Origin of the sequence: Foetidibacter luteolus, from assembly GCF_009650435.1 — a bacterium.
GTDB classification, from domain to species: domain Bacteria; phylum Bacteroidota; class Bacteroidia; order Chitinophagales; family Chitinophagaceae; genus Foetidibacter; species Foetidibacter luteolus.
This window is the reverse complement of sequence record NZ_VVIP01000044.1, coordinates 38,329-62,933: the sequence shown is the minus strand read 5'-3', so window position 1 is coordinate 62,933 and position 24,605 is coordinate 38,329. Positions and strand designations below refer to the sequence as shown.

The window sequence follows — 24,605 nt, the reverse complement described above, 5'->3', positions numbered from 1 at the left end:
ATATTGATCTGAAATTTAAAATGTCATTGACAAACCAAGCATATATATCCTTGCTGGGGGATAGTTGAAATTGTCGCGTCCGTAAGTAGTATTGCTGTTAAAATCACCATTTACCTCTGGGTCATAACCGGTGTATTTACTAAAAGTCAGCAGATTTTGTGCGCTGATGTAAATGTGGGCCCTCCTGATGACTTTTGTGAATGTTGGCAACTGGTAACCCAATGTGACATTTTTCAGGCGTACAAATGAACCGTCTTCAATTGCATAATCTGTTACTGCAGGCAGTACCCACTGGCGTATACCGCCAACCGTATTGCTTGGATTTGTAGCTGTCCAGTGATTAATATAATAAGACTTTAGGTGATTGTATTGAGCGTCGATAAGAGTAGTGAAAGTGTTGTAAATCTTATTACCTTGAACACCCTGTAAGAAAAATGAAAAGTCAAATCCCTTATATGAAAAGTTGTTTGTCAGGCCGAAAATATATTTAGGAAGTCCGTTGCCCAGTATCTGGCGGTCGGTTGCTTCATTATAAACCTTATCACTATTCACATCCTTCCAGCGATAAGCTCCAGGCAAACTGCCAGCTTGTGCCAAAGCGCCTGCATCTGCGATTTCCTGGGTTGATTGCCAAATGCCATCAAACACATTGCCGTAAAATGAACCTAATGGTTTACCTACCTCTATAATCGTTAGTCCGGAAAAATAATGATCTACGCCATTGACAAGCGCTGTAACCTTATTTTCATTGTATGAGACGTTCCCGGCGGTAGTCCACTTGAATCCGTTCGGACCATTATCGATGTTAACTGATGAAATCGCCAGTTCGAAACCTCTGTTTTGTACACTCCCTATGTTACGAAGAACGCTGGTTGCTCCCGTGGTTGCTGGCAGGTCAACATATAACAATAAGCCACTTGTCTTTTTTACATAATAATCTCCTACGATATTTAATCTGTTATTAAAGAAACCAGCATCAAACCCTATATTTAGTTGAGCGGTTTTCTCCCATTTGAGATCTGGATTCTCTATACGCGATATCTGATTCATCAGAACCTCGGTATCATTAAAAACTGTTCTTCCTATAGAGTATTGAGACACGGAATTATATAATCCAATGGCATCGTTACCTGTTAAACCATAACTCACTCTAAATTTAAGATCACTGATTAGGCGATTATTTTTCAGGAAATCCTCATCTGATACGCGCCAGGCAAATGCGCCTGAGGGGAAGAACCCATATTTGTTATTGGCACCAAAACGCGATGAACCGTCCTCCCTGGCACTTAATGTAAGAAGGTACCGTCCTCTAAAGCGGTAATTGATCCTGGCCAGGTAAGAGTTCAGCCCCCATTTTTGTAATCCGCTGTTGGTAGCGATGAGTGTACTGGCGGCAGAAAGGTTATTTGCACCTAAGATAAAGTTCGGGAAATTCTCCGCTTCCTGATAGGTTGTTTGCAGTCTGTTGCTTTGAAAAGTTATACCTGCAAGAACATCAAACGAATGATCCTCATTGATCCTTTTTGAATAGGTCAGTGTGTTTTCATTTAAGATATTGAGGTTTTCAGAGGTGCCGTTACTTCCATAGCCATTCCGGCCGCTACCTGCAAGTGTTTGTGGTGTAAAAAATACATTTCTGTAAGAATTTTGAATATCCGCACCAAAACTAACATGGGCTTTTAAGCCATTAATGATATTTACATCAGCAAACAGCGTACCTAAAACCCGGTCCGTTGTGAGTTGGTTGGTAGACGTTCGCTGCACAGCAACAGGGTTTGGTGCACTGGCAAAGCCTGTTCCAGGACCCAGGTTAAGTAATTGATAGCTACCATCCGCCGCGTATACAGGGCTAGCCGGAGAAATGACCAATGCCTCATAAATTGGCCCTGCAACCAAATTCTCAGAAACACCATTATTTTCAGTGCGTGCTGCTGTAAAACTGGTTCCAATCTTGATACGATCACTCAAGGTGGCGTCTATGTTTAATCTTGCCGAATAACGCTTAAAGTTGTTAGCAATTATGATCCCCTCCTGGTTCAAATAATTACTGCTAATCATATATTTTATTTTATCAGAACCGCCGTTGACGGATAACTGGTAATTCTGCATTGGGGCGGTTCTGAAAATTTGCTTTTGCCAGTCTGTGCCTTCGCCATAGGAAGAGACGGGCTGAGGGTAAGCACCCGTGGGGTTTCCAAAACGTATTGGATAGCCAAGGTTCGTTAGTTGCTCATTCTTTAAATTTAAATGATCCGTGGCGTTACCGAGTTCTAACTGTTTTACTACCTGTTGTTGCCCAAAGTAGGTTTCAAACTCAATATTTGGTTGTCCCGACTTTCCACGTTTTGTAGTAACCAAGACAACACCGTTTGCGCCCCTGGAACCGTAAATGGCAGTCGCCGAAGCGTCTTTTAAAATCTCAATCGATTCGATATCACTGGGGTTAATGGTTGATAAAGGGTTTGCATAATTGGCACCACTTCCGCTCGCACCGCTGGCTGCGGCTGGAGTAGAAATAGGAAATCCGTCAACTACATACAGCGGGTCGTTACTTGCAGAGATAGAATTTCCGCCCCTCACCCTTATTGTAATGCCCCCTCCGGGCGCATTAGAAGCCTGAGTAATCTGAACACCGGAAACTTTTCCTTGTAGTGCCTGGTTGAACGAGTTGATGGGTTGTGACTTTATTTCATCTGAACCGATTGATGAAACCGAACCTGTAAGGTCTTTTTTACGGACTGTTCCATAACCGATCACCACGATCTGGTTTAATGTATTGGAGGTAGATTTTAATGAAACATCCAGGCTAAAAGTAGTGCCGGCTTTTAAATTGTAACCCGATAAAGTTGCCTCCGCGTACCCAACGCTCTTAACGATGAAAGTGTAGGGGCCTCCTGCCGGAAGACGGGTGATAAAAATCCCGGAAGTGTCTGAAGTGGTGCCTGAAGCAAAATTGGTTTTGCTGTTGCGGATAACCACAGAAGCGCCAACTATTGGCTTGCCGGTTTCATCATGAACAATCCCTTTTACATCGGTAGAATTTTCCTGCGCCTGTGCGGGGGAGTGAACAAATATCTGTGTGGCAAGCAGAAAGGCTATAATAAAAAGCCTCATTAATGGAAACTTACAAAACATATGGCTTGGTTTGTGTTTATTATGGACAATGCGATATAAGCTGCCTGAATGCAGGCAATTTTACAGTTGCATTCCAGTGGAATTACTTCTTAAATGGATTTTTTATTTGGTGATTATGAAAGCAGAATCTTTCTTGGTTACATTAAGTTCATTTACAGCAGCTATTCGTTTTAGAATCTTTTCCAAAGAATCTGTTTTATCGTATTTACCTGTGAAATATATTTTTTTAATATCCTTTTTGTTATAGACTATTTTCGCATTATACAATGCAGAGAGAGAGATTAGCACCTGTTCAAGCGATTGATTATTGAACATATACCACGAACTGTTAGCAACATTGGGTATATTCAAAGAATCTGTAACCGGCGCGTTAACTATTTTAGCGTTCTGCTTACCACTTTTTTCAGTGAAATCCCGTACCGTAACGCCCATTTTGTAATCATATACAAGCTCCTGGCCGGGCAGCAAATACACATCTTCTTTCATTTTTGTATTCGCTTTATTGACCGCTTTAACCACCACTTTTCCTTCATGCAGCCTTACACTTAATTGTTGCGATTTCGCAAATGCTGATACCTGAAATTCTGTGCCGATAGCCGTGGTTGCAATGTCCCTGCTGGTAACTATAAAAGCAACGGGTTTGCCTTTTGCCACTTTGAAAAAAGCTTTTCCGGTTAATTCAACATCACGTTTTTTAGAAAATGGTTCCCCATAAGTTATTTCGCTTCCGTTAGTCAACACGATCCAAGAACCATCAGACATAATTATAGTACTGTCTTTGTCACTTGTATTCATGTGATGGTGCAGGACTAATTGCTGGCTGCTATCTTCTGTGGATTGTTGCGTCACCCGCACATCTTTCCCGCTTTTGTAAAAGAACTTCCAACTGATCCCAGCTACCAATATAACTGAAGCCGCAACAGCCGCGGCTACCGATAGCCTGTACAATAAACCCCTGTGCTGTTTTATTGGCAACGGCTGAATTATATAATCTTCGTCTGTATCGTTATTTTTTGATAATGTTTCTGCTGCTAGGGCATCAATCGTTTGTTTAAAATGCAACCATTCTGTATTTATATCAATCCGGGATGAACGGCTTAACATGGCCAGTTTCCATATGGCTTTAAGTTCTTCAAAATGTTCCCTGTTCGGTTCAGCAGCCAGCCAATCTTCCACACCAGCTTTCTCTTCTGTATTCAAATCACCGGCTAAATACCTTAGCAGTAATTCATCGTATTGATTGCTATTTTCCATTCATCTGTTAATTAAACGATTTACAGAAAGTTTACCCCTACAACCGCAAAAAATATTTTTTAAATAATGCATACAATAAACAGGATTGCGGTGAACATAGTTAAATAACCCAATAACTGTTTCCGCAGGTTAGCCAGCGCCCTGCTCATTTGTGTCTCAACGGTTTTGGTAGAAATGCCGAGCTGTGCGCCTATTTCGCTGTACTTTAAGCCTCCAAAGCGGCTTAGTTCAAAAACTGTACGCATTTGTTCCGGCATATCTTCGATAGCCGCATTTACCTGCTGAAGCAACTCTTTAAAATCAATGCTTTCAAAACTATTTGCTGAAGCAGCTTCTTCTTCATTGCCACCTGCTACTTTTATATAGCCTGCCTTAACTTTATCATGCCGTAAAATATCCAGCGCTTTATTGGCAATCATTTTTTGCAGGTATGTTTTTACAGGCACTTCATCATTTAACGTGCTTCTTATTTCCCATAATTTTATAAAAGCTGTATGTACGGTTTCTTTGGCAAGATCAAGATCGAAACCAAATTTGAACTGGCAGTATGTACAGAGTGGAATAAAGTTTTGTTTGAAGAATGATTCAAAAGCTTTTTCATTTAACCGCAAATCAGTAGCTGATAAGTTTTTATAATTTTTATCTTCAAACGCCGGAGTCATTTACTACAAAACGTGGTATTTAATATTTATCCAATTGTATGGCAACTATATCATTTGCTTTACTTAAACACTTCAACTCGAAAATAAGCTGGATAGAAGTCTCTGTGAGGGGTATCTGACTAAGCAACCAGTAAAGCAAATATGAAATAATTTTTTATAAGGCCAAGAGATTTCCTGAGAATAGTAATTAATTTTCATTTTTCTCCTGCCGCTGCATCCTGCCGGTTGGAAGTCTACAGATTGCCACGAAATATCTGGCGAGGGTATTTAAATTGGTCCCAAGCTGTTGGTGGCATACGCCCGCCGATTGTAGAATGCAGTTAAAAGAGTGGTGCTATCCAAAGAGTTAGCGTTAATCGGCTCTTTGGATTCTGAATATCGAGGATGCCTCAAAAGTAAAGAGGCGGCCATTTTTATGTTCAATTTTAGCTCTGACCTTAGGGCGTCTAGCTGGATGGATGAGTTATGCCGGGCCTTCAGCAGGATATCATTGGCTTCCCTGGCGACGGCTTTGCATATCTGGCTAAATGGATGGGGAGCGAATCGTTCGGCCGAATGCAGGAGATCATATCAATATAGGCAAGAGGGGAGTCCGAAACATATTTGCGGTACATCTGCCTGCAATACATTTCAAACCGGGCTATATAAGTTTGCTGTGATGGGTTCATGCAATTTGTGGTGTTGATTCATAGACAGTGATTCAAATCCGGTGCCAGCATGGTAGTCAGCTACAATAAAAAGGCGATAATCCGATAATCCCGGTGTTACACTTTTTGCTGGCAGGCCATTTGATACATAAATCAAAAAAGCTCCATGGAAGAAGTAGAATTATTGGATTCGCATGGTAAGTTAACCCTGCATGTTGATGGAAGAAGCCTGGAGGTGGAATTCATGTATGAAAGTAACGCACTGTATTACCGTATCTGCGAAAATGGCCAGTATCTTTTTCTATTACATTTAGGTGATGATGCGCAGTGGGTGGCGGAGAATGAGGAAATGGATCTGGTCGGAAGGGCAAATCAGATTGATCCGGAATTCGCAGATAAAGTAGGCGAAGCTATTCAATCACTTTCGGCTTGACAGACCATGAAAATAGCCACCTATAATATCAACGGCGTTAATGGCAGGTTGCCCGTATTGTTGCGATGGCTGAAAGAGGCCGCCCCTGATATCGTATGCCTGCAGGAACTAAAAGCCCCTGACGACCGGTTTCCTTTAAAAGCGATCAACGACGCAGGTTATGAAGTCATTTGGCATGGCCAGAAAAGCTGGAATGGGGTAGCCATCCTCTCAAAGCTTGGAAGACCCTTGGAAGTGCGGCGGGGATTGCCTGGCGATGCGACAGACATGCATAGCCGGTACCTGGAAGCGATCATCGCAAACCGCTTTGTAATAGCCTGTATTTACCTGCCCAACGGGAACCCCTGGCCGGGGCCAAAATTTGATTATAAGCTCGCGTGGTTTAAGAGATTAACTAAACATGCTAAAGCTCTGCTCGCCCATGACGTCCCCGTCATGCTGGTAGGTGACTTTAACGTGATGCCTACGGAGCTTGATGTATATAAACCGGAAAGCTGGGTGAATAATGCGCTGTTCAGGATAGAAGCCCGTGAGGCCTTTGAAAGGCTGATGAAGCTGGGCTGGACTGATGCCATCAGGGAATTATACCCTAAGGAGCGCATTTATACTTTCTGGGAGTATTTTCGTCGCGCATTCCAGCGTAATGCAGGATTGAGAATAGATCATTTTTTACTAAGCAAACATTTCAGAGGTCGCCTGTTGTCCGCCGGTGTGGATGTGAAAGTTCGGGGGTGGGAAAAGACAAGCGACCATGCGCCGGTTTGGATAGAACTCGAGGATAAGTAACCATCAAATCATTCGAACGCATTAAATTGTATACATGAAAGATTTTGAACCCCTCTACGAACTGCTTGCTACAATTGTGCATATGGATTTCGCTGATCCAAGACATGCCTTAACAGAAACAATCCCTGCGTTAAATCATTCAGTCATTTCAATGTTTGGATCGCTGCCGCTTCAAAGCGATACAAGGGAGGTACTTAGGGAAAAAGTGATGTGGTATATTTTCGATAATGTTGAACGTTTGGAAGCTATTGGCAAAGACATTCATGACAAGACCTATGAAATGCTGGATGCCTACGTGTACCGGTATCAGGTAGATGTCGAAAGGACCAGGATATTCCTGGATCTCTATGAACATGATCCTGTGTTCAATAAAGACTACCATGCGCTGGACTTCTAAAGTACCTCATTATAATTGCGATGTTAATAACCTGTTTTCATCTTGCCTGTGAGTAGACTTCCTGCCTCAATTGGCACGATATTGTATTTTATATCCGTAAAAACTTATCATATGAAATCAACTACCAATTCCACCAGGGGCCGTACACAGGACAGGGCAAAGGTTGCAGGCGGACAAGATCATGAGGTTAGTTATGAAGCAGGTAAAATGAAAACCACCGTAGAACACGTTCGCAAAGCCGTAAAGGCTGCGGGGAATTCCAGGAAGAAAGTGGAATCACATTTAAAGGGTAAATAGAAGCATGTAAGGTCCCATAAGCCAGCCCTGTTAAATACGGGGCTTTTTTTTAATAGTATGCTGGGCAATTTTTCGCCGTTGTTGAATTTTTTTCACGGTTTCCAAATTATGAAGGTTTATCCTTCTGCCAAGAAGATGCGTTGCGTGCCGCACCTATTGCTGCATTAAAAGCGATCACCGCCAAGTCGAAAGATAAGGAGCAGGTGAAGGCATAAGGCGATATTATCGGACGTCTTGAAAAATCAAATCCTTAAACAGAAGGGCTAAGGCTGTGGCGGACAATTGTGAGAATGATATTGCCCCTGCCATTTAATCCTGAGAGGTGACACCTTGATTTTTTAGTAACTGCTTGACGCCGTCAATTCCCTGTTTTGTTTATCTCAGTAACTATCGCAGTTGATAAAGTATTTTCCAATGCCGCTATTGAATCAAAGCTGTCTGTTATCCTGAACCCGGTTTTATCTCCTGCCATATGAAACCTTCTCTTAATACCGTCAACCACTACATAGACCTGAAATAATTTCCATTCCCGGATATTCATCGTTTTGAACTCAAAATTTTGACCCTTTATTTCGATTGTGAAATTCCTCATGGCCGCTAAAATAACAAGATAGTTTTCCTTATTCCAAAAACAGCAGGTGAATAATACTCCGCCTTTTAAAGAAAATTAAAATTGACTATCGTCCGGACGGCCATCAACCCTCATCCCCATCATCATAAGTTCCGTGCTTGATGCCTCATAATTAGTCCCATGATTCCTTCCCTGCATGGAGTTGAGGTATAATTGTACCGGGCTCACATGACTAAGACAGGCATATGCGGTGCTCCTCTTTGTCTAAGCAAGCAATGTGAGGGATGAAGCAGTATTAAGCAACTACAGCTTTTCTCATAGCGGGCCGCTATCTCTCTAGTGGTCATATTTTATCTCTTTGCAGCACAGTATTTTGCGACTTGATCCACCCTAAAGTTTACTGCCTCCTATCAAAAACGGTGAATTCCGTCCTACTCTCATTTCCATCTTTGACCCTCAACTGAAGCCATGTGCCTCGAATACAATATCGAAAAGCGAAGCCCCTTTCTGCCTCCCTTGATGGAAATGAAGTATCATCAGGAAGTTTTTTTCATTGATCCGATTACCCGTAGATCGTATTTCTATGACGATGGATTAAACCTGCATAATCCTGCCGCAACATTTCGTTCAGTTAATGGCGCCATGTATGATAATTTGCCACCATCGATTTCGAAGGAAAAAACTGTCAAGCCCCGGATTGTCAAAGACCAGCGGCAGGGTAAGGGACCCGGTTTTCATGAGCGGCGGAGAACTTAGTAAAAAAAGTTTGTGTTCACTTCTCAACCAGGTTGGGATGCCTTTAGACCAGTACAGCCCCGCCGTCGATGACCAGCGACTGCCCTGTCGCATAAGATTGTTTCATGAGGTAAACAAATGCCCGTGCGATATCCTCTGCATCTCCTACCCGCTGCAATAGCAGTGTGTTTTGAAGATGTTTGAAATAACCTTCACGGTCTGCTTCCGGCAAGTTGTTCCACAAATTGGTTTTTATTACACCGGCTGCGATGTTATTCACCCGGATGGGGGCGAGCTCCACAGCCATTGCCCTAGTAAAGGCATCCATCGCCCCGCAAATGGCCGCGCCCAGGCTGTAGCCTTTGGCGGGACGTTGGCCAAAGTTGCCACTCACTAGATTAATACTGCCACCTTCATTGATATACTGTTTTGAATATTTGATGGCTGCAAATGCTCCCCAGAAACGAATGGTGAAAAAATCTTTTCCCTTAGCTAAATCGGTATCATCTACCATGCTCATGGAGATATTTTCTCCGGCAGTATATACCAGGTGGTCGAACCGGCCAGCCTGACTAAAGAATGCTTTGATGTCCGCCTCGCTTGCCAGGTTGACTGCGTAACCCTGGCTTTGCGCTGGTAACTGCTCCAGCGCATCGTCTATCCTTTGCCTGTTGCTCGATACAATTACCACATCGGCGCCTTGTTCTGCCGCGGCTTTTGCAGTGGCGAGGCCCAGGCCGGAGCTGCCGCCAAGAATGATCACTCTTTTGCCCGTCAGTTCGCTTGTTTTACTTTGTTTTTCCATGATTTGGTTGTTTTAATTGATAATGCAAAGCTTAAAAACATCAACAGCGCTGCCATTACCATTTGGTAAAAAACGCCTGCGACAGAAATTTATTTAGTAAAAGGTCACGGAGTCACCAGCGCTTTGGGAGATGGGTACAGGTTACCAGGTAAAATATTTTTTGCTGCGCGCTGTTGGGAGGCCTTTGCGGTTACACAAGGCCAGGAAAGGCTACCCCTGAAAAATCTTGACAGGCTTTCAGGAAGCGTTCCTGGATATCCGGGTTTTTCGAAATAGCCTTAAACGTTGCGGGCCGCTGGTGATAAAAGTATTTTCCGGATACCATGGCATCGCGGTCACGGCTCACCGACAGCCATACCTGGGTCCTTGCACCCATTGCCATGTCATCAGGTGCACCCGGGCCGCCCATTTTGGTGGCTACCCATCCGGGTTCTACGGCGTTGGACAAAACATTGGGCCAAAGTCTTGCCACTGCCTGTGATAAAATAAGGTCGTGCAGTTTGGAATCCGCGTACGCCTGAAAACCATTCCACGACCGCTTTGTCCAACCCAGATCCGTCATATCCATATCACCCTGCATGTGCAGTGCAGAACTGAGGTAAACCAGTCTTTTGGGCCGATTGATCAGCGAAGTAAGCAGGTAGGCGGCAAGGCTGTTGACCGCGAAAACTTCTGGCAGGCCATCCACTGTTTCCTTGCGGGCGGGCTCACGATAACCAATACCTGCATTGTGGATGACTGCATCGAATGTTCCCAGTTCATTCACCTTTTCTGCCAGTACTAGGGTCTCTCCGATGCTGGAAAGGTCGCCGGTAAGCACTGTTGTTCTTGCGGGTAGTAAGCTACGCACCTGCTCTGCCCTGCTTTCGTTGCGCGCATGCAAGACCACTTCATGCGAAGCGGCCAGCAGCTCTTTGGCCGCCAGCAGCCCAAGGCCATCAGAAGAACCTGTGATAAAAATCTTTGACATGCACTTTTTTTTAGGCAAAGTTTACAAACTTATTGCAAGCCCTCTTATCATATGGTAAAATGCCAGCGGCTGGCTTTTTATTGACAACCACTAATTTTATAAAATAATTGTATACATGGAAGCGCTTATCGAATTTCTCCGCCTTTTCCACCCGATCACGGACGATGAGGCGTCAGGTATTACAACCTATTTTCGTCCCAGGGCTATAAAGGAAGGAGAGTACCTCTTTCGTAGTGGAAATGTCTGTAGGAAACTCTATTTCGTTGTCTCGGGTGTATTGCGCATTGTTGCCACCAACGATAAGGGGGTGGATGTTACCTATTATTTTATTGGTGAGCGGCAATTATGCACTTTACTACAAAGTTTCAATCAGGGCACAACAGCAGCCGACAGCATCCAGGCCTGTTGCGATACGCATGTTTTAACCATAGGTAAGCAGGACTTGCTTGAAGTGTATACAAATTTCCCTTTTATGGTAGACGCGGTTAGCCAGGCTAACCAGCAACGCATGCTGGAAAAAATAAGGCTTAAAAACGCTTACGCCGGCCAAGACGCCGTTGAAAGATACCGGGTGTTTATAAACGAGCAACCTGAAATAGCCAACCGTGTCCCCCAGAGTTACATCGCTTCTTACCTGAACATTACCCCTCAGTCATTGAGCAGGATTAGAAGGAACGTGCCTTAACTGGATAGTTGTTGAGTCCGGTTGTTACTTTCTGAGTCTGGCTAAAAAAACAACAATCCCGGTTATCAACAGGGTGGATAGCCAGAGAATGCGGTTGACTATATTGCTGGCTTTCATATACAGACGTGCCTGATCTGAAGCATAGACAATCCTGTATTGTCCATAAGTCTTCAAAAAGCTTTTGACGAAGCCGGGGAAATCGTTTCTGCCAGCCCGCATAAAATAGCTGAGTTTAACTAATGCGCAAGCTGTTAACATACTTGCATAGGCTGAAAAGGTAATGGTATAAAGGTTCTCCATAATTGATAGCGTATAAGTCTGATTTGGATGCAGAAATCCATACAGCGCAATCAGGTTTTTTCAGCAGGGTTTGCTTCAACCGATTTAGCTATATATCAGGCTCAAAATTCAAAATATTGCGGGTTTAACCGGGCGAGGTAGCCGTCACTTGCCTGTCTATTGAAGGCAATGTGCTAACCACCCATGTATCCTCCAATGATGGGTAACACCTCACCCGTAATATAGCTCGAACATTGCGGGGATGCAAGAAATACATAGGCGGGTGCAATCTCTTCGGGCTGCGCAGGCCGGTTCATGGGCGTTTTTCCGCCAAATTCAGCGATATCTTCAAGTTGCTTGTCGGCTGGATTCAGGGGCGTCCAAACCGGGCCCGGTGCCACAGCGTTGACACGGATACCCCGGTCTATGAGGTGGCTGCCAAGCGATCTTGTAAAGGCATGGATGCCACCCTTGGTCAGCGAATAATCCAACAGGTCTTTGTTTCCCATCATACCGGTAACAGAACCTGTATTGATGATCGCGCTTCCTGGAGTCATATGGGGAACTGCTTCCTGGGCCATATGAAAATACCCGTACAGGTTGGTCTTTAACGTTGTGTCAAAATGCGTTTCACTCAAATCTTCAAAACGGGGTACATGCAGCTGGAAGGCCGAGTTGTTGACCAGGATATCCAGTTTGCCAAAAGTTTCTACCGTAACAGCAACCGCATCCCTGCAAAAACTGCGGTTAGTGACATCTCCGGAAAGCAGCACGCACCGCCGCCCTTCTTTTTCCACCATCACCCTGGTTTTGTCCGCATCTTCGTGTTCATTGAGATAGACAATGGCGACATCGGCGCCTTCCCTGGCAAATAGTACCGCAACCGCTCGTCCTATACCTGAATCCGCACCCGTGATGATCGCCACTTTGTCCTGCAGCTTTTCAGAGCCTTTATAGAAGGGCGCATCAAACATGGGTTCAAGGGGCAGGCTGGCCTCCTTTCCTGGCTTTTTTAAGTGTTTGCCGGGCATGGGAAGACCTGGGTATTTTCTCGCCCCTGCCTGGACGGGTTTGCCGGATGGCTTGGTTTTATTTTGTTTGTCCGCTTTTGCTATCTCATCCTGTATCTGCCTGTGTTTGGTAGCTAAGGCTTCCGCCTGTTTTTTGTAAATGGCTGCTTTTTTCATAAACCGTTTTAAGGATGGAAGGGCATAAAAGCATGCCAGTCCCGTTTAAGCGTTTCCAACTGTGTGAAAACTATATCACTGAATATTTTTATGTCGCAATCAAAATCATGGCTTGAATTGTGTTGCCTTTGCAATGCCTCAAAAGCCGCGGCGATCCATGAATAAAGCATTTATTATAACCGGCATCTCGCTGTTATTTTTCCGAAAGGATTTTGATGATTTTTCTGAGGTCAACGCCTTTCCCTAAAACCGGCTTAAAAATGTCCCCTATACTTTTTACCCGTTCAGGGGCATTTTGAATAGTGAAATCAGACATCTTGAGCCCTTTTTTAACTTCATTCCACTCCAGTGGCATGGACACTGTGGCGCCAGGTTTTGGTCTCACGGAATAGGCAGCGGCAATGGTGGCATGCGGACGGTTCTGTAAGAAGTCCAGATACATTTTACCGCCACGATCCTTCACAGCTCTTTCGATGCTCGTGAATTTAGGTAACTCCGCGTGCACCATCGTTACGATAATTCTTGCCAGTTCTTTGGACTGTTCATAAGTGTATTTATTGCCAAGGGGGATATAGATGTGAAGTCCGCTGGAACCACTCGTCTTGCAGTAGGAGGTAATACCCATGTCATCCAGTATGGCTTTGGTGACCTGCGCAGCCTGGATAACCTGATCAAATGAATTGCGGTCCGGGTCAAGGTCAATAATACAAAAGGTAGGATGATCAGGCTTTTTGATGCTGCTGCTCCATGGGTTCATTTCAATGCAGGCCAGGTTGGCCATGTACAGTAAAGTGGCTTCGTCACGCCCTACCAGGTATTTGCGGTCACGGTTATCGGTTCCACTGTGATAGAGGTAAGTCTGTACCCATGCCGGTGCTTTGCCGGAGACATCCTTAAAATAAAAACCTTCACCGTTGATACCATCCGGAAACCTGTTCATGCTCTGCGGCCTGTCTTTCAGATAGGGGAGTATAAATGGAGCCATCTGGTAATAATAATTAATCAGGTCGCGCTTGGTAATTTTTTCACGGGGCCAGAAAAGCTTGCTCAGATTGGTAAACTTTAATTCATGCCCCCCTATTTTTTTAACCTGCGTTTGCTCACTAGGATTCAGCAGGGTCTTACGCTCCGGCCGGGCTCGAGGCGTAATAATTTTTTTATTAGTGGCAATGACAACCTTTGTTGATTGCTCTTTTTCCAAAACCACCTGCGTTGCTTTTTTATCAGTCCGCATTCCTTCAAAGGACGGGTGTCTCATGACCCCATCACTGGTAAGCTCCGCATAACTCACTTCACCAATCAGTTTTGGTTGCAGCCAGGTAACGGTTGCATGAGGAGGATTGGGCCTGAAGCGGGAAGGTTTGTTGACATCCGGTTCTTCCGCAAACGGCGTTTTCCCTGTAATAAGCGGGCGGAACTGCTCCATCATTTCTTTTTGCATCTTATCGTTGAAACCCGTTCCTACTTTGCCTGTGTACACCAACCTTTTGCTTTTATAAACACCCACAAGCAAGCTGCTGAAAAGTTTACTGGTATCATCATTGCGTGTAAAACCACCAATGACCACTTCCTGCCGCTTATTGGCCTTAATTTTCAGCCATTCACGGTTCCTGTCTCCCACATAATACTGGCTATCTTTTTTCTTTGCCATAATGCCTTCCAGCCCCATTTTCCGGGCGGCCTCTAAAAACTCTGTGCCGGAGGTTTCGAACTCCTGGCTGATGTGCAGGAGATCATTTTCCGGCAGTATGGCTCGTAGAATAGTTTTGCGCCCAGTTAATGGCAACTTCCTCAGGTTATGGCCATTGTACCACAAAATATCAAAAACATAATAGAGCAGCTCACCATCAGCTTCGCTACGCCAGTTTTGCAGCTTTCCAAAATTAGCCTGCCCGTTGTCATTGACAACCACCACCTCTCCATCGAGCACCACATTTAGCCGTAGCTTTTTCAAAGCATCATATACAGGATAGAATTTCTCGTTAAAGCTCTTGTCATTCCTCGACTTCAGCTCCACCTTTCCTTCGTTCATAAACGCTACAGCCCTGTAGCCATCCCACTTTATTTCATAGAGCCAGCCTTCGCTGTCGAAGGCCTTGTCAACAAGCGTCGCCAGCATCGGTTCAACGGCTGTATAAAATGCCTGTTTAGGTGTGCCATTTAAAATATGGGCTGCACTGCCGGTTGCCTGGCTTTCAGTAGGGCCTTTCTTAACGGCAGCTTTTTTGATTTTTTTGTTGGCGATAGATGTGGCAGAAGTTGATTTTTTTCGCATGGATGACTTTTATACGCTTTTCCATTCAACGGTGAGGGGAATTAAACTTAAATATCTGTGCCAAAAAAGGAAGGGAATAAAGAATTGTACTAGCAAGGGATCTATTTAACCAAAAAATTCCTGGTTTAAAAAATTGCACCGGTTGAATAAAACCACCTGCAAAGATGGCTTTTATTGTAGCAAGCACGCGTACTTTATAAGAAACTGCTGCTTTCATAAGGGATGTTTTAATCGTCAAAAAATGGAGGAGATGCAAAGCGTTGGCATCCGCCCGTGGTATTTTCGGCTGCGGACTGATCATGTCCGGGGCCGGCGTAGGATTTTTGTTTGATGACATCAAAGGCAGCCGGTGAGACAGAATTGGTAAATAATTCAACGGTAACAGGTTTCAGACCATACCAGTATTTCTACGGATGACACGGTGAGCAGGTATTTTCAGTCGTTCAATCTTTCGTAGGATCAATGAAGGCCGCATCAAACTTACTGTCGTATGTCTTGTACATAGGAACGGGTTCTGCCGTAACGATTATTTCCAGCGTTGGACCTATCAGTATTTCCAGCAAATGGCCGCCACGCACTATGCCATCACTTGTTGCGGCACTGATATGACTGTGAACCGCAGGTTTGCCTTCATAAATAGCTATGTCCCCTATTAGGGAGGTTACCTCTGCCGTGTCGATGGCGATTACTTTAAACTGTTTCCTCGTGTAGTCGAACCACCCAACCTTGATACTGGTTGCATCGCCAATCCCCTTGAAGTGAGCACTTTTTATATTAAACTTTGTCGCAAAGTCAGTCATTCCAGATACAACTTCATCTCCTTCTTTAAACACAATAGCATAAGTTCTTTTTTCTGCGGCACTATCCAATAATTTCACCAGCATGCCTGGGGCTTTTCCGGGTATTACAGGATTGATAGCCGAGACATATTGCTGTGCCATGGCTGATGCTGTACATGATACAACAATCAGATAACTAAAATAAATTCTCAGTAAGACCATTTTCACAACCTGTTTTAATAGGGATATTTCAAAAGCCAAGCCATATAAATAAGCGGCGGCAAAGTAATCGGACAGTAAATGTAGATATGCCAGTTTTAGTGGTATAGATATGGTAGACGCAATAAAAAGTTATCATGTCGCTGGCCAGCATTATTGCAGATAAGATTAAAATCGGTGGTCCTATTTCGTTTTACGATTTCATGGGCATGGCCCTTTATTACCCGGAACTGGGATATTACACCTCACCGGGGAGTAAGATCGGACAACGGGGAGATTATATTACCGTACCACATTTGTCACCGGTTTTGGGAGCTATGTTGGGAAAGCAGATCGAAGAAATGTGGATCCTCATGGGGCGGCCTGATCACTTCACTATTCTGGAATATGGTGCAGGAACAGGTTTGCTTTGTGATGATATCCTTGGGTACCTTAAACAAAATCAAGCGCTCTATGAAGCGGTTTATTATTGTATCGTGGAGAAGAGCCCGGCTTCTCTGTCAAAGACAAACCTTAAATATCCTCAAACCAAGGTTCGTTTCTGCAAATCGGCTGAAGAAGTGGGAGATGTGGAGGGGCTTATTTTATCCAACGAATTGGTGGACAATTTTGCTGTTCACAGGATTGTCATGGAAGATGGGATGAAAGAGATTTTTGTGGATTACACCGACAGCTTTAAAGAAATTCTTATTCCTGCACCGGCTGCGCTAATAAATTACATGGATGAGATGGGCGTTACTTTGCCGGAAGGTTTCAGAACCGAGGTAAACCTGGAGGCGGCTGACTGGGTAAAAGACGCCGCCACAATGCTTAAAAAAGGATGGATCATTACAATTGACTACGGCTTTGCGTCCGATGAAATGTATATTGACAAAAGAAACAATGGAACGCTGATGTGCTATTACAAACATCAGCTTTCTACCAATCCGTACCTTCATATCGGAGAACAGGACATCACTTCACACGTCAATTTTTCTGCACTGGCGCACTTTGGAAATAAATGCGGATTGACGACCTGCGGATTGACATCGCAGGCCGGTTTTCTTCTTTCGCTTGATTTTAAATCCTGGCTGCGTCATTTTTTTGAAAAGGGTAAGGATATTGTAAAATCGGCATTTCAGGAGGCTTTGCTTACAAGAACACTGTTGCTGGATATGGGTGTGAAATTCAAAGTGCTGATACAACAAAAACAGACTGGTAGCAAAAACCTGTCTGGTCTGCAGTTTGGCACTATTTCTATATTGTAAATAAAGTTAGCCCATATTCTTTGCCGCCAAATACGCCAGCCATAAATCAAATATTTACATCAAATGCATAGGAGATAAAAATACGCTGGTAGTAGCTGTCCGAGATCAGACAATAAGGGATGTTCAGGCAACTATCTCCCTCTTTTTGGAGAAACCAGGTCATTTAGACTTTCAACCCAAGCTCAAGGAAATGATACCGCCAAGTATTAACAGGCTTGCAACAAGCCTTCGCTTGCCATCTGCTTCGTTAAGTACTTTTGTACCCATAAACACGCCTAATAAAATACTTGTTTCTCTTGCTGGTGCAACTACCGTTAATGGCGCATATCTCAAAGCTTCCAATACCAATATATAAGCTGCAGGACTTAATATGGCAATAGAGATAATGATCCATTTATGCTGTTTAATTTCTCTTTTTAGTTCCTTTTTCTCTGATATTACAAATGGCGTGAGCAATAAAGTACCAAACAGATTGGTGGCGAGTGTAAGTATAAAAGGAGACACCGCATATGATTTTACGCCAACAGTGTCGTTAATAGTATATAAGGCGATGAATAACCCGGTAAGCAGGCCATAGGTAATACCTGGCATTTTTTTGAGATTATTTTCTCTTTTAAAGCTTACCCCGGTTATTAATAATACACCTGTTATAATTAAGAATAAACCGATGGTTACGCTTATTCTTATCTGCTCATGTAAAAAGAAAACAGCAGTAACTGAAGAGAACAGTGGTGCAGATCCACGTGCGAGTGGATATACTACTGAAAGATCGGCGCTTCTATAGCCCTTCTGTAAAACAATATAATAACCAAGATGTAGTACAGCGCTGTTAAACGAGAACAGCAATAAAGGCAGTGAATACACAATATGTGTTTGAAAAAACAAGAAAGGTAGGTACACAATATTCCCTGCAACATAGATTAGCCAGATAAAAGGAGTTTTACCCTTTGCTTTTTTTGAAAGCAAATTCCAGGAAGCATGTAAAAAAGCAGCGGTTAGTACCAGTAGCAAAGCATGTGGGCTCATTTGCTGATAAAGTAAAGTGTATCGGACTTGAAAATAAAACTTATTCGTTTAATTTATTCAAGTTAGTCAATTGGGAATATTATCAATGATTACCCGTCCTACTGCTTTAGTGCTTCAAATACTTGTACTCCGCAAGTTTTTAACCCGTGTCGGATACATGATACCAGCATCTTTCAACCGTGGAAGAACAAATGCCTCATTCTTACCCTAATTGCGAGTTACACTCATTTTCCGGCAGATTTCTTAAGAGCCGCTTTTTTCGCGGATTTTTTTGCTGCGGCCTTCTTTGGAGCGAATTTTCTGCTACTTTTCTTATTAGGGACTATCGCATTCTCTTCTCTTGCTTCCGATAAACCAATAGCGATGGCCTGCTTTCGACTGGTGAAAGTTTTTGCCACTTCTGCCGCTCTTCAGTTCGCCATGCTTTTTTCCTGCATTGCCTTTTCAACTTTTCCCCCCTCCTTTTTTGGAATATTTTGCCATAAGAGAGGCAAGTTAGTATTGTTCAAATGTGCCAGCACAATTAGAGGACCATTGGTTTTCTGTGACAGGCGATTTAATACGATACTAAAACGGGAGATAGCCTCTTTTTTGTTATGTCTCGTGTCTCTTGTATTTGAATTTTTTTGGGTGGCTACAATAGTTAGAAGCTATACCGCACACCCAATTGAAACTGGTAAGGGTCTCCTGAGGGTGTAGGTACACCGGCTGTATTTACACCATAAACAAACCGCTGGTTGGCAGCATCAAAACCCCTGTTAGAGTATAAGGTCTGATTACCCAGGTTTTTGGCAGCGCCCCAGGTTTTATTAAACAGGTTAGCTACGTTAAACAGGTCAGCGGAAATTTCAATTGCATTCCTGTTTTTAATATTGATTTTTTTGCTGAGCCGTAAATCAACAGAGCCGTAAAAGCCGTTAACCCCACCGTTGCGCACAGCAATGCCGCCGGCATATTTGTTAATATAATCTTTCATGCTTTGGCTGGCCGCAGGGTTATCCAGTATGGCCTGCAAACCGTTTCTTACATCTTCTGAGCCTCCGCTGTTTTTAAAATTGAAGATATAAGCCAGGTCATTGGTACCGGCCACAAAATCAGCATTGCTGTTTACGCCGGAAAGCAGGCTGTAGCGTGTGCCGCCAATGCCTGAGAAACGAATACCTGCATTAAATCCAAGAAAGGTTGGAGAAGTAACATAAAACACTATTTTATGGCGGAACTGGTTGTCTGAATAGGTAACAAGGCTTACATCTCTCGGATCGTCTTTCACCGGCAGCGAAAGCGTGGATGTGTTTGCCACATTTCCGTTAAACGAAATATTGTCTTTGGCATCGTTCCAGGTATAGCTAAAGCTTAATTCACCGTCTTTAAAGTATTGCCAGTTAACATCCATAACAACAGCAAACTGGTTTACCCGCCCGTTGCTGTTAAGTTCCAGCACACGGCCCAGCTTATTGCTTATGCGGCCTTGTAACCAATCTCCATTGCCATTGGCGGGCATAGTGTTCAAAGGCACATACACCCCGCGGTTGCCCTCCTCTTCCAGGCGAAAGAACGGAGTGGTTGCCATATTTCTGTCCACGTACAGGTAGTTGTTCCTGCCCAGTGTCATATAACCTGTTACGCCCACCCTAAGCTGCCTGGTAATAAAACGGGTGTAAGATAGGTTGGCCTTATATACCACAGGTATTTTAACATCAGGTCCGTTGGTGTTAATGGTAGGCAGTTGAAAAGCCGGTAACGTTGGTGCAGAACCAGGGTTTTCACGGTAGCCCGGAAAATCCGGCACAGGCACATTGGGGTTTCTTACATCTACGGTAGCCAGGTGTTTTCCATCAAAAACCAGGTTATTAATAATCATGTAATTATTAATGTCTGAAGCAAATATCCCGGCGCCAATTTTCAGGTAGTCCGTATGCTTTTCAGCAACATCCCAGGTAAACTGAAACCTCGGCTGCAGTATAAAGGATTGTAATTTATTATCGGTACGTATTTTAAGTTCATCATACACCAACTGGTTAAACGGAGATGAGGGATAAATGGAGTAGTCTGCACGTAAACCCGCGGTAATATCCATCCCTTTGCCAAGGTTGGTTTGCATTTGTGCATATAATCCAAGGTTCCAGATGTTGGAAACCACACTCGGGTCATCCAGCAAGGGCACTTCACGAAAATAGCGGTAAGGTTTGTTGTCAATATAATTCTGCAGGCCATCGTAATGAAAGCGGCCATTTACCTCACTGCCATAAACAGAGCGTGACCTGGTGTACATAAAATCTGCACCGAAAGTATATTTAACCGTGTTAGTATTGTAATACAGGTTATTTACCAGTTGCAAAACATTATTCCGGAAAGATTCCTGTGCAAACCGGTGGCCGCCAAACTGTATAGAAGTAAGCCTGGTGCTGCCGCCAATATCTGAAGGCACACGTTCAATAATAGCCCTTGGGATATTTTGCTTAGGCAACGCGTCGCCAGGTTCGCTGCTTTGATAGGTGTACAGGTGCTGCAGTTTCAATTCGTTGGTAACTTTTGAGTTTACAGAAGTACGCAGCGTAAGCAGCAGGCTATTGTCAAGGTTAAAATCGTTACCGGTAGATTCGTACAGGTTAATGGCTGTATTATCAACCAGGCCCAGTTTATTAGCGTCGTAAGTAAAATTATTGCGCAGCGTAAGCAGGTTGCGCTTGTTAATCTGCCAGTCAAGCCGCAAAAAGGCGGCATCTGATTGGCGTACTTTATCAAACGAGCCATATTGCGGCTGGCTGGAAAGTCCATATTTCTGCCTGCCTATGGTTATAACGGAGTCAAGCGTTTGCCGGGTAACGTTAAAACGGTTCTCATCATCCGTTGACTGTATGTCTGCTATCACCAGCGAACGTTTGTCTATCTGGTGGTCCCCTGCCACAAAAAAATGCAGCTTGTCTTTAATAATGGGGCCGCCCAGCGAGAACCCGAACTGGTAAGTTGAGTAATCGTTGTTGCGTTTATTGCCGCGTATATCGTAAGGGCTTGCCAGCCAGTTAGCACGGCCAAAGCCAAATACAGAACCTGTAAAAGTATTGGTGCCAGATTTGGTTACGGCGCTAACGGTACCACCACCACTGCGGCCGTAAGTAACATCGTACTGGTTGGTAACAACTTTAAATTCCCGCACCGCTTCAATAGAAATTGAATAAGGTGCGCCGCTGCGGCTGGTAGTAGCGCCGGCAGAAGTGGGGTTTTTGGCTGTCATGCCATCAATGGTATAGCCGGTGGATGAACCTAACTGGCCGGATATGTTACCGCCACGGCTAAGGGGCGATAGGTCCATTAGGCTGGTAAAATTGCGGCCATTAACCGGCATCCGTGTCATAAGGCGTGAGGAAACGGTGGTGGCAGCACCCAGGTTTTCTACCTTTCCCATAGTACGGCTGGCAGTAACAGTAACAGCGGTAATCTCGCCTGTTTCAGTTTGCATCTGAAAATCAACCGTCAGCACATCACCCTGGTTAAGGCTGTAGCCTTCTTTTTTTTGGCTGGCAAAGCCTGTAAAGCTGGCTGTGATGGTGTAAGGCCCGCCAAGCGGCAATTCTTTAAAAACATAACCACCTTTGGCGTTGCTTACGGTAGTAGCGGTAAATCCGGTGGATTCATTCCTTACAGAAATGCTGGCGCCTTGCAGGGGTTTGGCCTGGTCTTCCCAAACTTTACCCGTAAAAGAGGCCTGCGTAGTCTGCGCCTGTAATGACAGGCTGAGGCACAGAAACAAAAAAAACTGTGCCAGGTTAAGCAAAAGATGTTTTCGCATTGCAGTTCAATTTGCGGCGAAAGTAGCAGGCCAGTGTTTCCTTAACGTTAACTTATTGTATTCTTTTCTGTTGATTTTCAGTTCATTGTACATCCACCGATTGCGTATTGGGCCTTGCAGCAATGTTTAAGGGGTGTACCTAAGCTATGCAAGGGGCGGGGCAGGACTGCGTTAGCAATCTCCGTCAAGGCAGTCTCAAAAGTACTAAGCAGCCTCTTTTTACTCGGACACCTGATGGAGTCAGTTTCCGTTTATTCAATTCTCAAAGCCATTTTACTTGTGAGACAGCCTCTTGCTGAATTTAGATTCCTGCTTTCTTTTCGTGCAATAATTCCTGACTATCATTCCATAAAAAATAGCCCCTGGATCTAAAAATTGATTAATGTTACAATTATTTAAAAGTCAATCACTATTAAATAATACTATAAGGAGGGATAGGTTCCGACTCGGTTGAGTGACCGAATTGATCATTTTATTGACAACGGATTTTTAATCGCTCCGGTTCCCCACCAAATTTTTCCAAAATAGCGAGTTTCCGGCCATCTCTGAGACCCTGCATCCAATTATTATAGGTACACTGTTTGGAGAGTATGCCGGCTATTTTGCTTAAGCCCGCATCTGTTTGACTGACCCAGTAACCGGTATTCAAACCATTAATATATTCAACAGTCGGGTTGTCATTCATATCTAATGCCCTCCTTAATTCCATTAAACATATGATATCTGTTAACACACATACGCATTTCGTCCAGTGGTTTCTCCCAATAACGAAGTGTCGTTACAGGGTTTTGATGCCCTGCAAATGCCTGTATCAGGCTCGTGTCATGGTCTTGCTTAAATAGACTGGCAATAACACTTTCACGGACAAGCCTCGCATTAGCATTTTTACCAGGAAACCGATTTCTTAAGTTCTTTATGATTAACTTACTTATGTCACTTCTCGTAATCGGTAATCCACCGGAAGTAATGAACAGCCGTTGTTTACTGTCAGGGCTACTCCAGATTGGTCGTATATGCGTGAGGTAACAGTCCCCAAGAGTCACCTGAATTTCCCTCAGACGAAGGCATCTTTGGTTCACTCTTTTTGAAGCCTGGATGCTTATGATCCGCTCCTCCAAGTTCAGATCCGAAAGCAACATTGAACTTAGCTCTTTTGGATGCAATCCCTGATAAATTAATAAACTCATTAAAAAACGATTCCTTAAGCCACAAAATGTAAGACTGTTACAACCCTGTAGAACACTAAAGAGTTCATTTTCTGAAAAAAGATCTTGCAACTGTCTATCACTACTGATTTTATCAACAAGACGAAGTCCGCGGGTGGGATTTTTTATGACAATTCCAATTTCAAACAAATATTTATAATAAGTTTTAAGGCAGGAAAGAATTTTGTGCAGCGTAGTTACGCTGTATTTATTTCTAAGAGTACCGATATAATTAAGAATATCCTCCGGTTTGGCTTCCTCAGGATGTTGCTTTTTTCCCAGATACAGCTCAATTTCCCTGTTATAAAGTTTTACGGTATCAGGCGAATAGTGTTGAGTCAACCAGTCACTAAAGTTCATAGTTCTAATACTTTTGACGGGTGAGGTTTGGCATAAATGTGTGTACTTGCAAGACAGGAATGTCCCAAAAAGTCACGTACAATATGCATGGGCATACCAGCTTCAAGTAAATGAGTAGCGACCGAAAACCTGAGATCATGGAAACCAATAGACCGCGCTGTCATCCCGGAGCGATGAATGATACCCTTAAATATCCTGTAGCAGGTAGTGGAGGACATCTTTTTTCTTGAATAAGTGAGCATAAAGGCTTCGCTTCCTTTCTTGCGGCTAATAGAGGATTCGCCAATATATTTTGCCAGGTCAAGACCAACTTCCTCAGTAAAGGGAACGAGTCGGCGTTTTTTTCCTTTACCGTTTCTAATGTAGACTGTGTGTTCCTTTAGCGATACATCAGTTAGCTTGAGGCGCAATACCTCTCCGCGACGCAGGCCACAACTGTAAAACAGGTGAAGCAAAGCTCTTTCCCGATAATCAGCGCATGCATCAAAAAGTTTAATTATGTCATTCCGGCTTAATGGCTTGTGACTAGTGCTTCTTGCCCTGACAGGCAACTTGATATGATCAAAAGGGTTAATCACCAGCTTCCCACACAATTCACCCCAGCGTAAGAAGACTTTTAGGGCGAATATGTATTGCCCGGTCATACTGGAGCTGAGTACCCCCGGTTTTCTTATAAGTGGCCGGTTTCTTAGGTAGGAAAGAAAATTAAGAATTTGCTTCATGCTGCAATCAGACCAGGCCTCGCATTTTTCACGGGACAAGAATTCTTTAACATGGGATATGATGGTTTTCTGCGTTTGTGATTGATAGCCCACATGAGAAAGATATGTTGCAAATTGATTGATTTGTAGGTGCATTTTC

At 43.8% G+C, this 24,605-nt stretch carries 23 protein-coding genes; 6 read left to right on the top strand and 17 right to left on the bottom strand.

What is annotated here, in order from left to right:
• Nucleotides 1-15: 15 nt before the first annotated feature.
• From F0364_RS14305 to F0364_RS14295, 3 genes are all read right to left on the bottom strand, one after another.
• Nucleotides 16-3,114 carry a SusC/RagA family TonB-linked outer membrane protein gene (locus F0364_RS14305; protein WP_207632678.1) on the bottom strand — a complete coding sequence of 1,033 codons (3,099 nt, stop codon included), beginning with the start codon at nucleotides 3,112-3,114 and terminating at the stop codon, nucleotides 16-18.
• A gap of 123 nt (nucleotides 3,115-3,237) precedes the next feature.
• Nucleotides 3,238-4,389 (bottom strand): FecR family protein, encoded by a 1,152-nt coding sequence (locus F0364_RS14300; protein ID WP_153798471.1) that lies wholly within the window; start codon nucleotides 4,387-4,389, stop codon nucleotides 3,238-3,240.
• 59 nt (nucleotides 4,390-4,448) lie between these two features.
• Nucleotides 4,449-5,051 (bottom strand): RNA polymerase sigma-70 factor, encoded by a 603-nt coding sequence (locus F0364_RS14295; RefSeq protein ID WP_153798470.1) that lies wholly within the window; start codon nucleotides 5,049-5,051, stop codon nucleotides 4,449-4,451.
• A gap of 813 nt (nucleotides 5,052-5,864) precedes the next feature.
• On the opposite strand from F0364_RS14295, the gene F0364_RS14290 reads away from it, so the two are divergent.
• The 4 genes from F0364_RS14290 (at nucleotide 5,865) to F0364_RS14275 (ending at nucleotide 7,611) form a co-directional block, all read left to right on the top strand.
• The gene (locus F0364_RS14290; RefSeq protein WP_153798469.1) at nucleotides 5,865-6,131 is read left to right on the top strand and encodes a hypothetical protein; all 267 of its coding nucleotides are present in this window, start codon (nucleotides 5,865-5,867) and stop codon (nucleotides 6,129-6,131) included.
• 6 nt (nucleotides 6,132-6,137) lie between these two features.
• Nucleotides 6,138-6,917, top strand: a complete 780-nt coding sequence (gene xth, locus F0364_RS14285; protein WP_153798468.1) for an exodeoxyribonuclease III — start codon at nucleotides 6,138-6,140, stop codon at nucleotides 6,915-6,917.
• A gap of 34 nt (nucleotides 6,918-6,951) precedes the next feature.
• Nucleotides 6,952-7,314 (top strand): hypothetical protein, encoded by a 363-nt coding sequence (locus F0364_RS14280; RefSeq protein WP_153798467.1) that lies wholly within the window; start codon nucleotides 6,952-6,954, stop codon nucleotides 7,312-7,314.
• Nucleotides 7,315-7,425: 111 nt separating this feature from the next.
• The gene (locus tag F0364_RS14275) at nucleotides 7,426-7,611 is read left to right on the top strand and encodes a DUF3606 domain-containing protein (RefSeq protein ID WP_153798466.1); all 186 of its coding nucleotides are present in this window, start codon (nucleotides 7,426-7,428) and stop codon (nucleotides 7,609-7,611) included.
• 358 nt (nucleotides 7,612-7,969) lie between these two features.
• Here the strand turns inward: F0364_RS14275 and F0364_RS14270 are convergent, their stop codons facing one another.
• From F0364_RS14270 to F0364_RS14260, 3 genes are all read right to left on the bottom strand, one after another.
• Nucleotides 7,970-8,203 (bottom strand): hypothetical protein, encoded by a 234-nt coding sequence (locus tag F0364_RS14270; protein WP_153798465.1) that lies wholly within the window; start codon nucleotides 8,201-8,203, stop codon nucleotides 7,970-7,972.
• 778 nt (nucleotides 8,204-8,981) lie between these two features.
• Nucleotides 8,982-9,722 (bottom strand): SDR family oxidoreductase, encoded by a 741-nt coding sequence (locus F0364_RS14265; RefSeq protein ID WP_153798464.1) that lies wholly within the window; start codon nucleotides 9,720-9,722, stop codon nucleotides 8,982-8,984.
• A gap of 190 nt (nucleotides 9,723-9,912) precedes the next feature.
• Nucleotides 9,913-10,692: an SDR family NAD(P)-dependent oxidoreductase gene (locus F0364_RS14260; protein ID WP_153798463.1), complete on the bottom strand. Its 780-nt coding sequence runs from the start codon at nucleotides 10,690-10,692 to the stop codon at nucleotides 9,913-9,915.
• A 115-nt stretch (nucleotides 10,693-10,807) separates the two neighbouring features.
• On the opposite strand from F0364_RS14260, the gene F0364_RS14255 reads away from it, so the two are divergent.
• Nucleotides 10,808-11,377 (top strand): Crp/Fnr family transcriptional regulator, encoded by a 570-nt coding sequence (locus tag F0364_RS14255; RefSeq protein ID WP_153798462.1) that lies wholly within the window; start codon nucleotides 10,808-10,810, stop codon nucleotides 11,375-11,377.
• A gap of 24 nt (nucleotides 11,378-11,401) precedes the next feature.
• Here the strand turns inward: F0364_RS14255 and F0364_RS14250 are convergent, their stop codons facing one another.
• The 5 genes from F0364_RS14250 to F0364_RS14230 all read right to left on the bottom strand — a co-directional run bounded on the left by F0364_RS14250 (nucleotide 11,402) and on the right by F0364_RS14230 (nucleotide 16,158).
• Nucleotides 11,402-11,677 (bottom strand): hypothetical protein, encoded by a 276-nt coding sequence (locus tag F0364_RS14250; protein ID WP_153798461.1) that lies wholly within the window; start codon nucleotides 11,675-11,677, stop codon nucleotides 11,402-11,404.
• 173 nt (nucleotides 11,678-11,850) lie between these two features.
• On the bottom strand, nucleotides 11,851-12,843 hold the full coding sequence (locus F0364_RS14245; protein ID WP_153798460.1) for an SDR family oxidoreductase: 993 nt from the start codon (nucleotides 12,841-12,843) through the stop codon (nucleotides 11,851-11,853).
• A gap of 193 nt (nucleotides 12,844-13,036) precedes the next feature.
• Nucleotides 13,037-15,118, bottom strand: coding sequence for a DNA ligase D (gene ligD, locus F0364_RS14240; RefSeq protein ID WP_235921112.1), 2,082 nt, complete (start codon nucleotides 15,116-15,118; stop codon nucleotides 13,037-13,039).
• Nucleotides 15,119-15,143: 25 nt separating this feature from the next.
• Nucleotides 15,144-15,335 (bottom strand): hypothetical protein, encoded by a 192-nt coding sequence (locus F0364_RS14235; RefSeq protein WP_153798459.1) that lies wholly within the window; start codon nucleotides 15,333-15,335, stop codon nucleotides 15,144-15,146.
• 226 nt (nucleotides 15,336-15,561) lie between these two features.
• The gene (locus F0364_RS14230; RefSeq protein WP_153798458.1) at nucleotides 15,562-16,158 is read right to left on the bottom strand and encodes a PPC domain-containing DNA-binding protein; all 597 of its coding nucleotides are present in this window, start codon (nucleotides 16,156-16,158) and stop codon (nucleotides 15,562-15,564) included.
• A 95-nt stretch (nucleotides 16,159-16,253) separates the two neighbouring features.
• On the opposite strand from F0364_RS14230, the gene F0364_RS14225 reads away from it, so the two are divergent.
• Nucleotides 16,254-17,363 (top strand): class I SAM-dependent methyltransferase, encoded by a 1,110-nt coding sequence (locus F0364_RS14225; RefSeq protein ID WP_153798457.1) that lies wholly within the window; start codon nucleotides 16,254-16,256, stop codon nucleotides 17,361-17,363.
• Nucleotides 17,364-17,534: 171 nt separating this feature from the next.
• Here the strand turns inward: F0364_RS14225 and F0364_RS14220 are convergent, their stop codons facing one another.
• The 6 genes from F0364_RS14220 to F0364_RS14200 form a co-directional block, all read right to left on the bottom strand.
• On the bottom strand, nucleotides 17,535-18,389 hold the full coding sequence (locus F0364_RS14220; RefSeq protein WP_153798456.1) for a DMT family transporter: 855 nt from the start codon (nucleotides 18,387-18,389) through the stop codon (nucleotides 17,535-17,537).
• A gap of 224 nt (nucleotides 18,390-18,613) precedes the next feature.
• Complete coding sequence (locus F0364_RS29190) at nucleotides 18,614-18,787, bottom strand: DUF6496 domain-containing protein (RefSeq protein WP_235921111.1); 174 nt, start codon at nucleotides 18,785-18,787, stop codon at nucleotides 18,614-18,616.
• Between the two features lie 245 nt (nucleotides 18,788-19,032).
• On the bottom strand, nucleotides 19,033-22,179 hold the full coding sequence (locus F0364_RS14215; RefSeq protein ID WP_153798455.1) for a TonB-dependent receptor: 3,147 nt from the start codon (nucleotides 22,177-22,179) through the stop codon (nucleotides 19,033-19,035).
• Between the two features lie 472 nt (nucleotides 22,180-22,651).
• Nucleotides 22,652-22,864, bottom strand: coding sequence for a hypothetical protein (locus F0364_RS14210; RefSeq protein WP_153798454.1), 213 nt, complete (start codon nucleotides 22,862-22,864; stop codon nucleotides 22,652-22,654).
• Nucleotides 22,857-23,744, bottom strand: a complete 888-nt coding sequence (locus F0364_RS14205; RefSeq protein ID WP_153798453.1) for a tyrosine-type recombinase/integrase — start codon at nucleotides 23,742-23,744, stop codon at nucleotides 22,857-22,859. The genes F0364_RS14210 and F0364_RS14205 overlap by 8 nt, the downstream gene beginning before the upstream one ends.
• Entirely contained in the window at nucleotides 23,741-24,601 is an 861-nt protein-coding gene (locus F0364_RS14200) for a tyrosine-type recombinase/integrase (protein ID WP_153798452.1), read from the bottom strand. Before F0364_RS14200 ends, F0364_RS14205 begins: the two co-directional genes overlap by 4 nt.
• Nucleotides 24,602-24,605: the final 4 nt, after the last annotated feature.

Excerpts from the sequence above, each read along its gene's own strand:
- F0364_RS14210 (WP_153798454.1), bottom strand. The coding sequence starts at position 22,864 with ATGAATGACAACCCGACTGTTGAATATATTAATGGTTTGAATACCGGT.
- F0364_RS14275 (WP_153798466.1), top strand. The coding sequence starts at position 7,426 with ATGAAATCAACTACCAATTCCACCAGGGGCCGTACACAGGACAGGGCA.
- F0364_RS14205 (WP_153798453.1), bottom strand. The coding sequence starts at position 23,744 with ATGAACTTTAGTGACTGGTTGACTCAACACTATTCGCCTGATACCGTA.
- F0364_RS14295 (WP_153798470.1), bottom strand. The coding sequence starts at position 5,051 with ATGACTCCGGCGTTTGAAGATAAAAATTATAAAAACTTATCAGCTACT.
- F0364_RS14255 (WP_153798462.1), top strand. The coding sequence starts at position 10,808 with ATGGAAGCGCTTATCGAATTTCTCCGCCTTTTCCACCCGATCACGGAC.
- F0364_RS14260 (WP_153798463.1), bottom strand. The coding sequence starts at position 10,692 with ATGTCAAAGATTTTTATCACAGGTTCTTCTGATGGCCTTGGGCTGCTG.
- F0364_RS14280 (WP_153798467.1), top strand. The coding sequence starts at position 6,952 with ATGAAAGATTTTGAACCCCTCTACGAACTGCTTGCTACAATTGTGCAT.
- F0364_RS14305 (WP_207632678.1), bottom strand. The coding sequence starts at position 3,114 with ATGAGGCTTTTTATTATAGCCTTTCTGCTTGCCACACAGATATTTGTT.
- F0364_RS14235 (WP_153798459.1), bottom strand. The coding sequence starts at position 15,335 with ATGAAAGCAGCAGTTTCTTATAAAGTACGCGTGCTTGCTACAATAAAA.
- F0364_RS14250 (WP_153798461.1), bottom strand. The coding sequence starts at position 11,677 with ATGGAGAACCTTTATACCATTACCTTTTCAGCCTATGCAAGTATGTTA.
- F0364_RS14300 (WP_153798471.1), bottom strand. The coding sequence starts at position 4,389 with ATGGAAAATAGCAATCAATACGATGAATTACTGCTAAGGTATTTAGCC.
- F0364_RS14225 (WP_153798457.1), top strand. The coding sequence starts at position 16,254 with ATGTCGCTGGCCAGCATTATTGCAGATAAGATTAAAATCGGTGGTCCT.
- F0364_RS14215 (WP_153798455.1), bottom strand. The coding sequence starts at position 22,179 with ATGCGAAAACATCTTTTGCTTAACCTGGCACAGTTTTTTTTGTTTCTG.
- F0364_RS14220 (WP_153798456.1), bottom strand. The coding sequence starts at position 18,389 with ATGAGCCCACATGCTTTGCTACTGGTACTAACCGCTGCTTTTTTACAT.
- F0364_RS14265 (WP_153798464.1), bottom strand. The coding sequence starts at position 9,722 with ATGGAAAAACAAAGTAAAACAAGCGAACTGACGGGCAAAAGAGTGATC.
- F0364_RS14245 (WP_153798460.1), bottom strand. The coding sequence starts at position 12,843 with ATGAAAAAAGCAGCCATTTACAAAAAACAGGCGGAAGCCTTAGCTACC.
- F0364_RS14200 (WP_153798452.1), bottom strand. The coding sequence starts at position 24,601 with ATGCACCTACAAATCAATCAATTTGCAACATATCTTTCTCATGTGGGC.
- ligD (WP_235921112.1), bottom strand. The coding sequence starts at position 15,118 with ATGCGAAAAAAATCAACTTCTGCCACATCTATCGCCAACAAAAAAATC.
- F0364_RS14270 (WP_153798465.1), bottom strand. The coding sequence starts at position 8,203 with ATGAGGAATTTCACAATCGAAATAAAGGGTCAAAATTTTGAGTTCAAA.
- F0364_RS14290 (WP_153798469.1), top strand. The coding sequence starts at position 5,865 with ATGGAAGAAGTAGAATTATTGGATTCGCATGGTAAGTTAACCCTGCAT.
- xth (WP_153798468.1), top strand. The coding sequence starts at position 6,138 with ATGAAAATAGCCACCTATAATATCAACGGCGTTAATGGCAGGTTGCCC.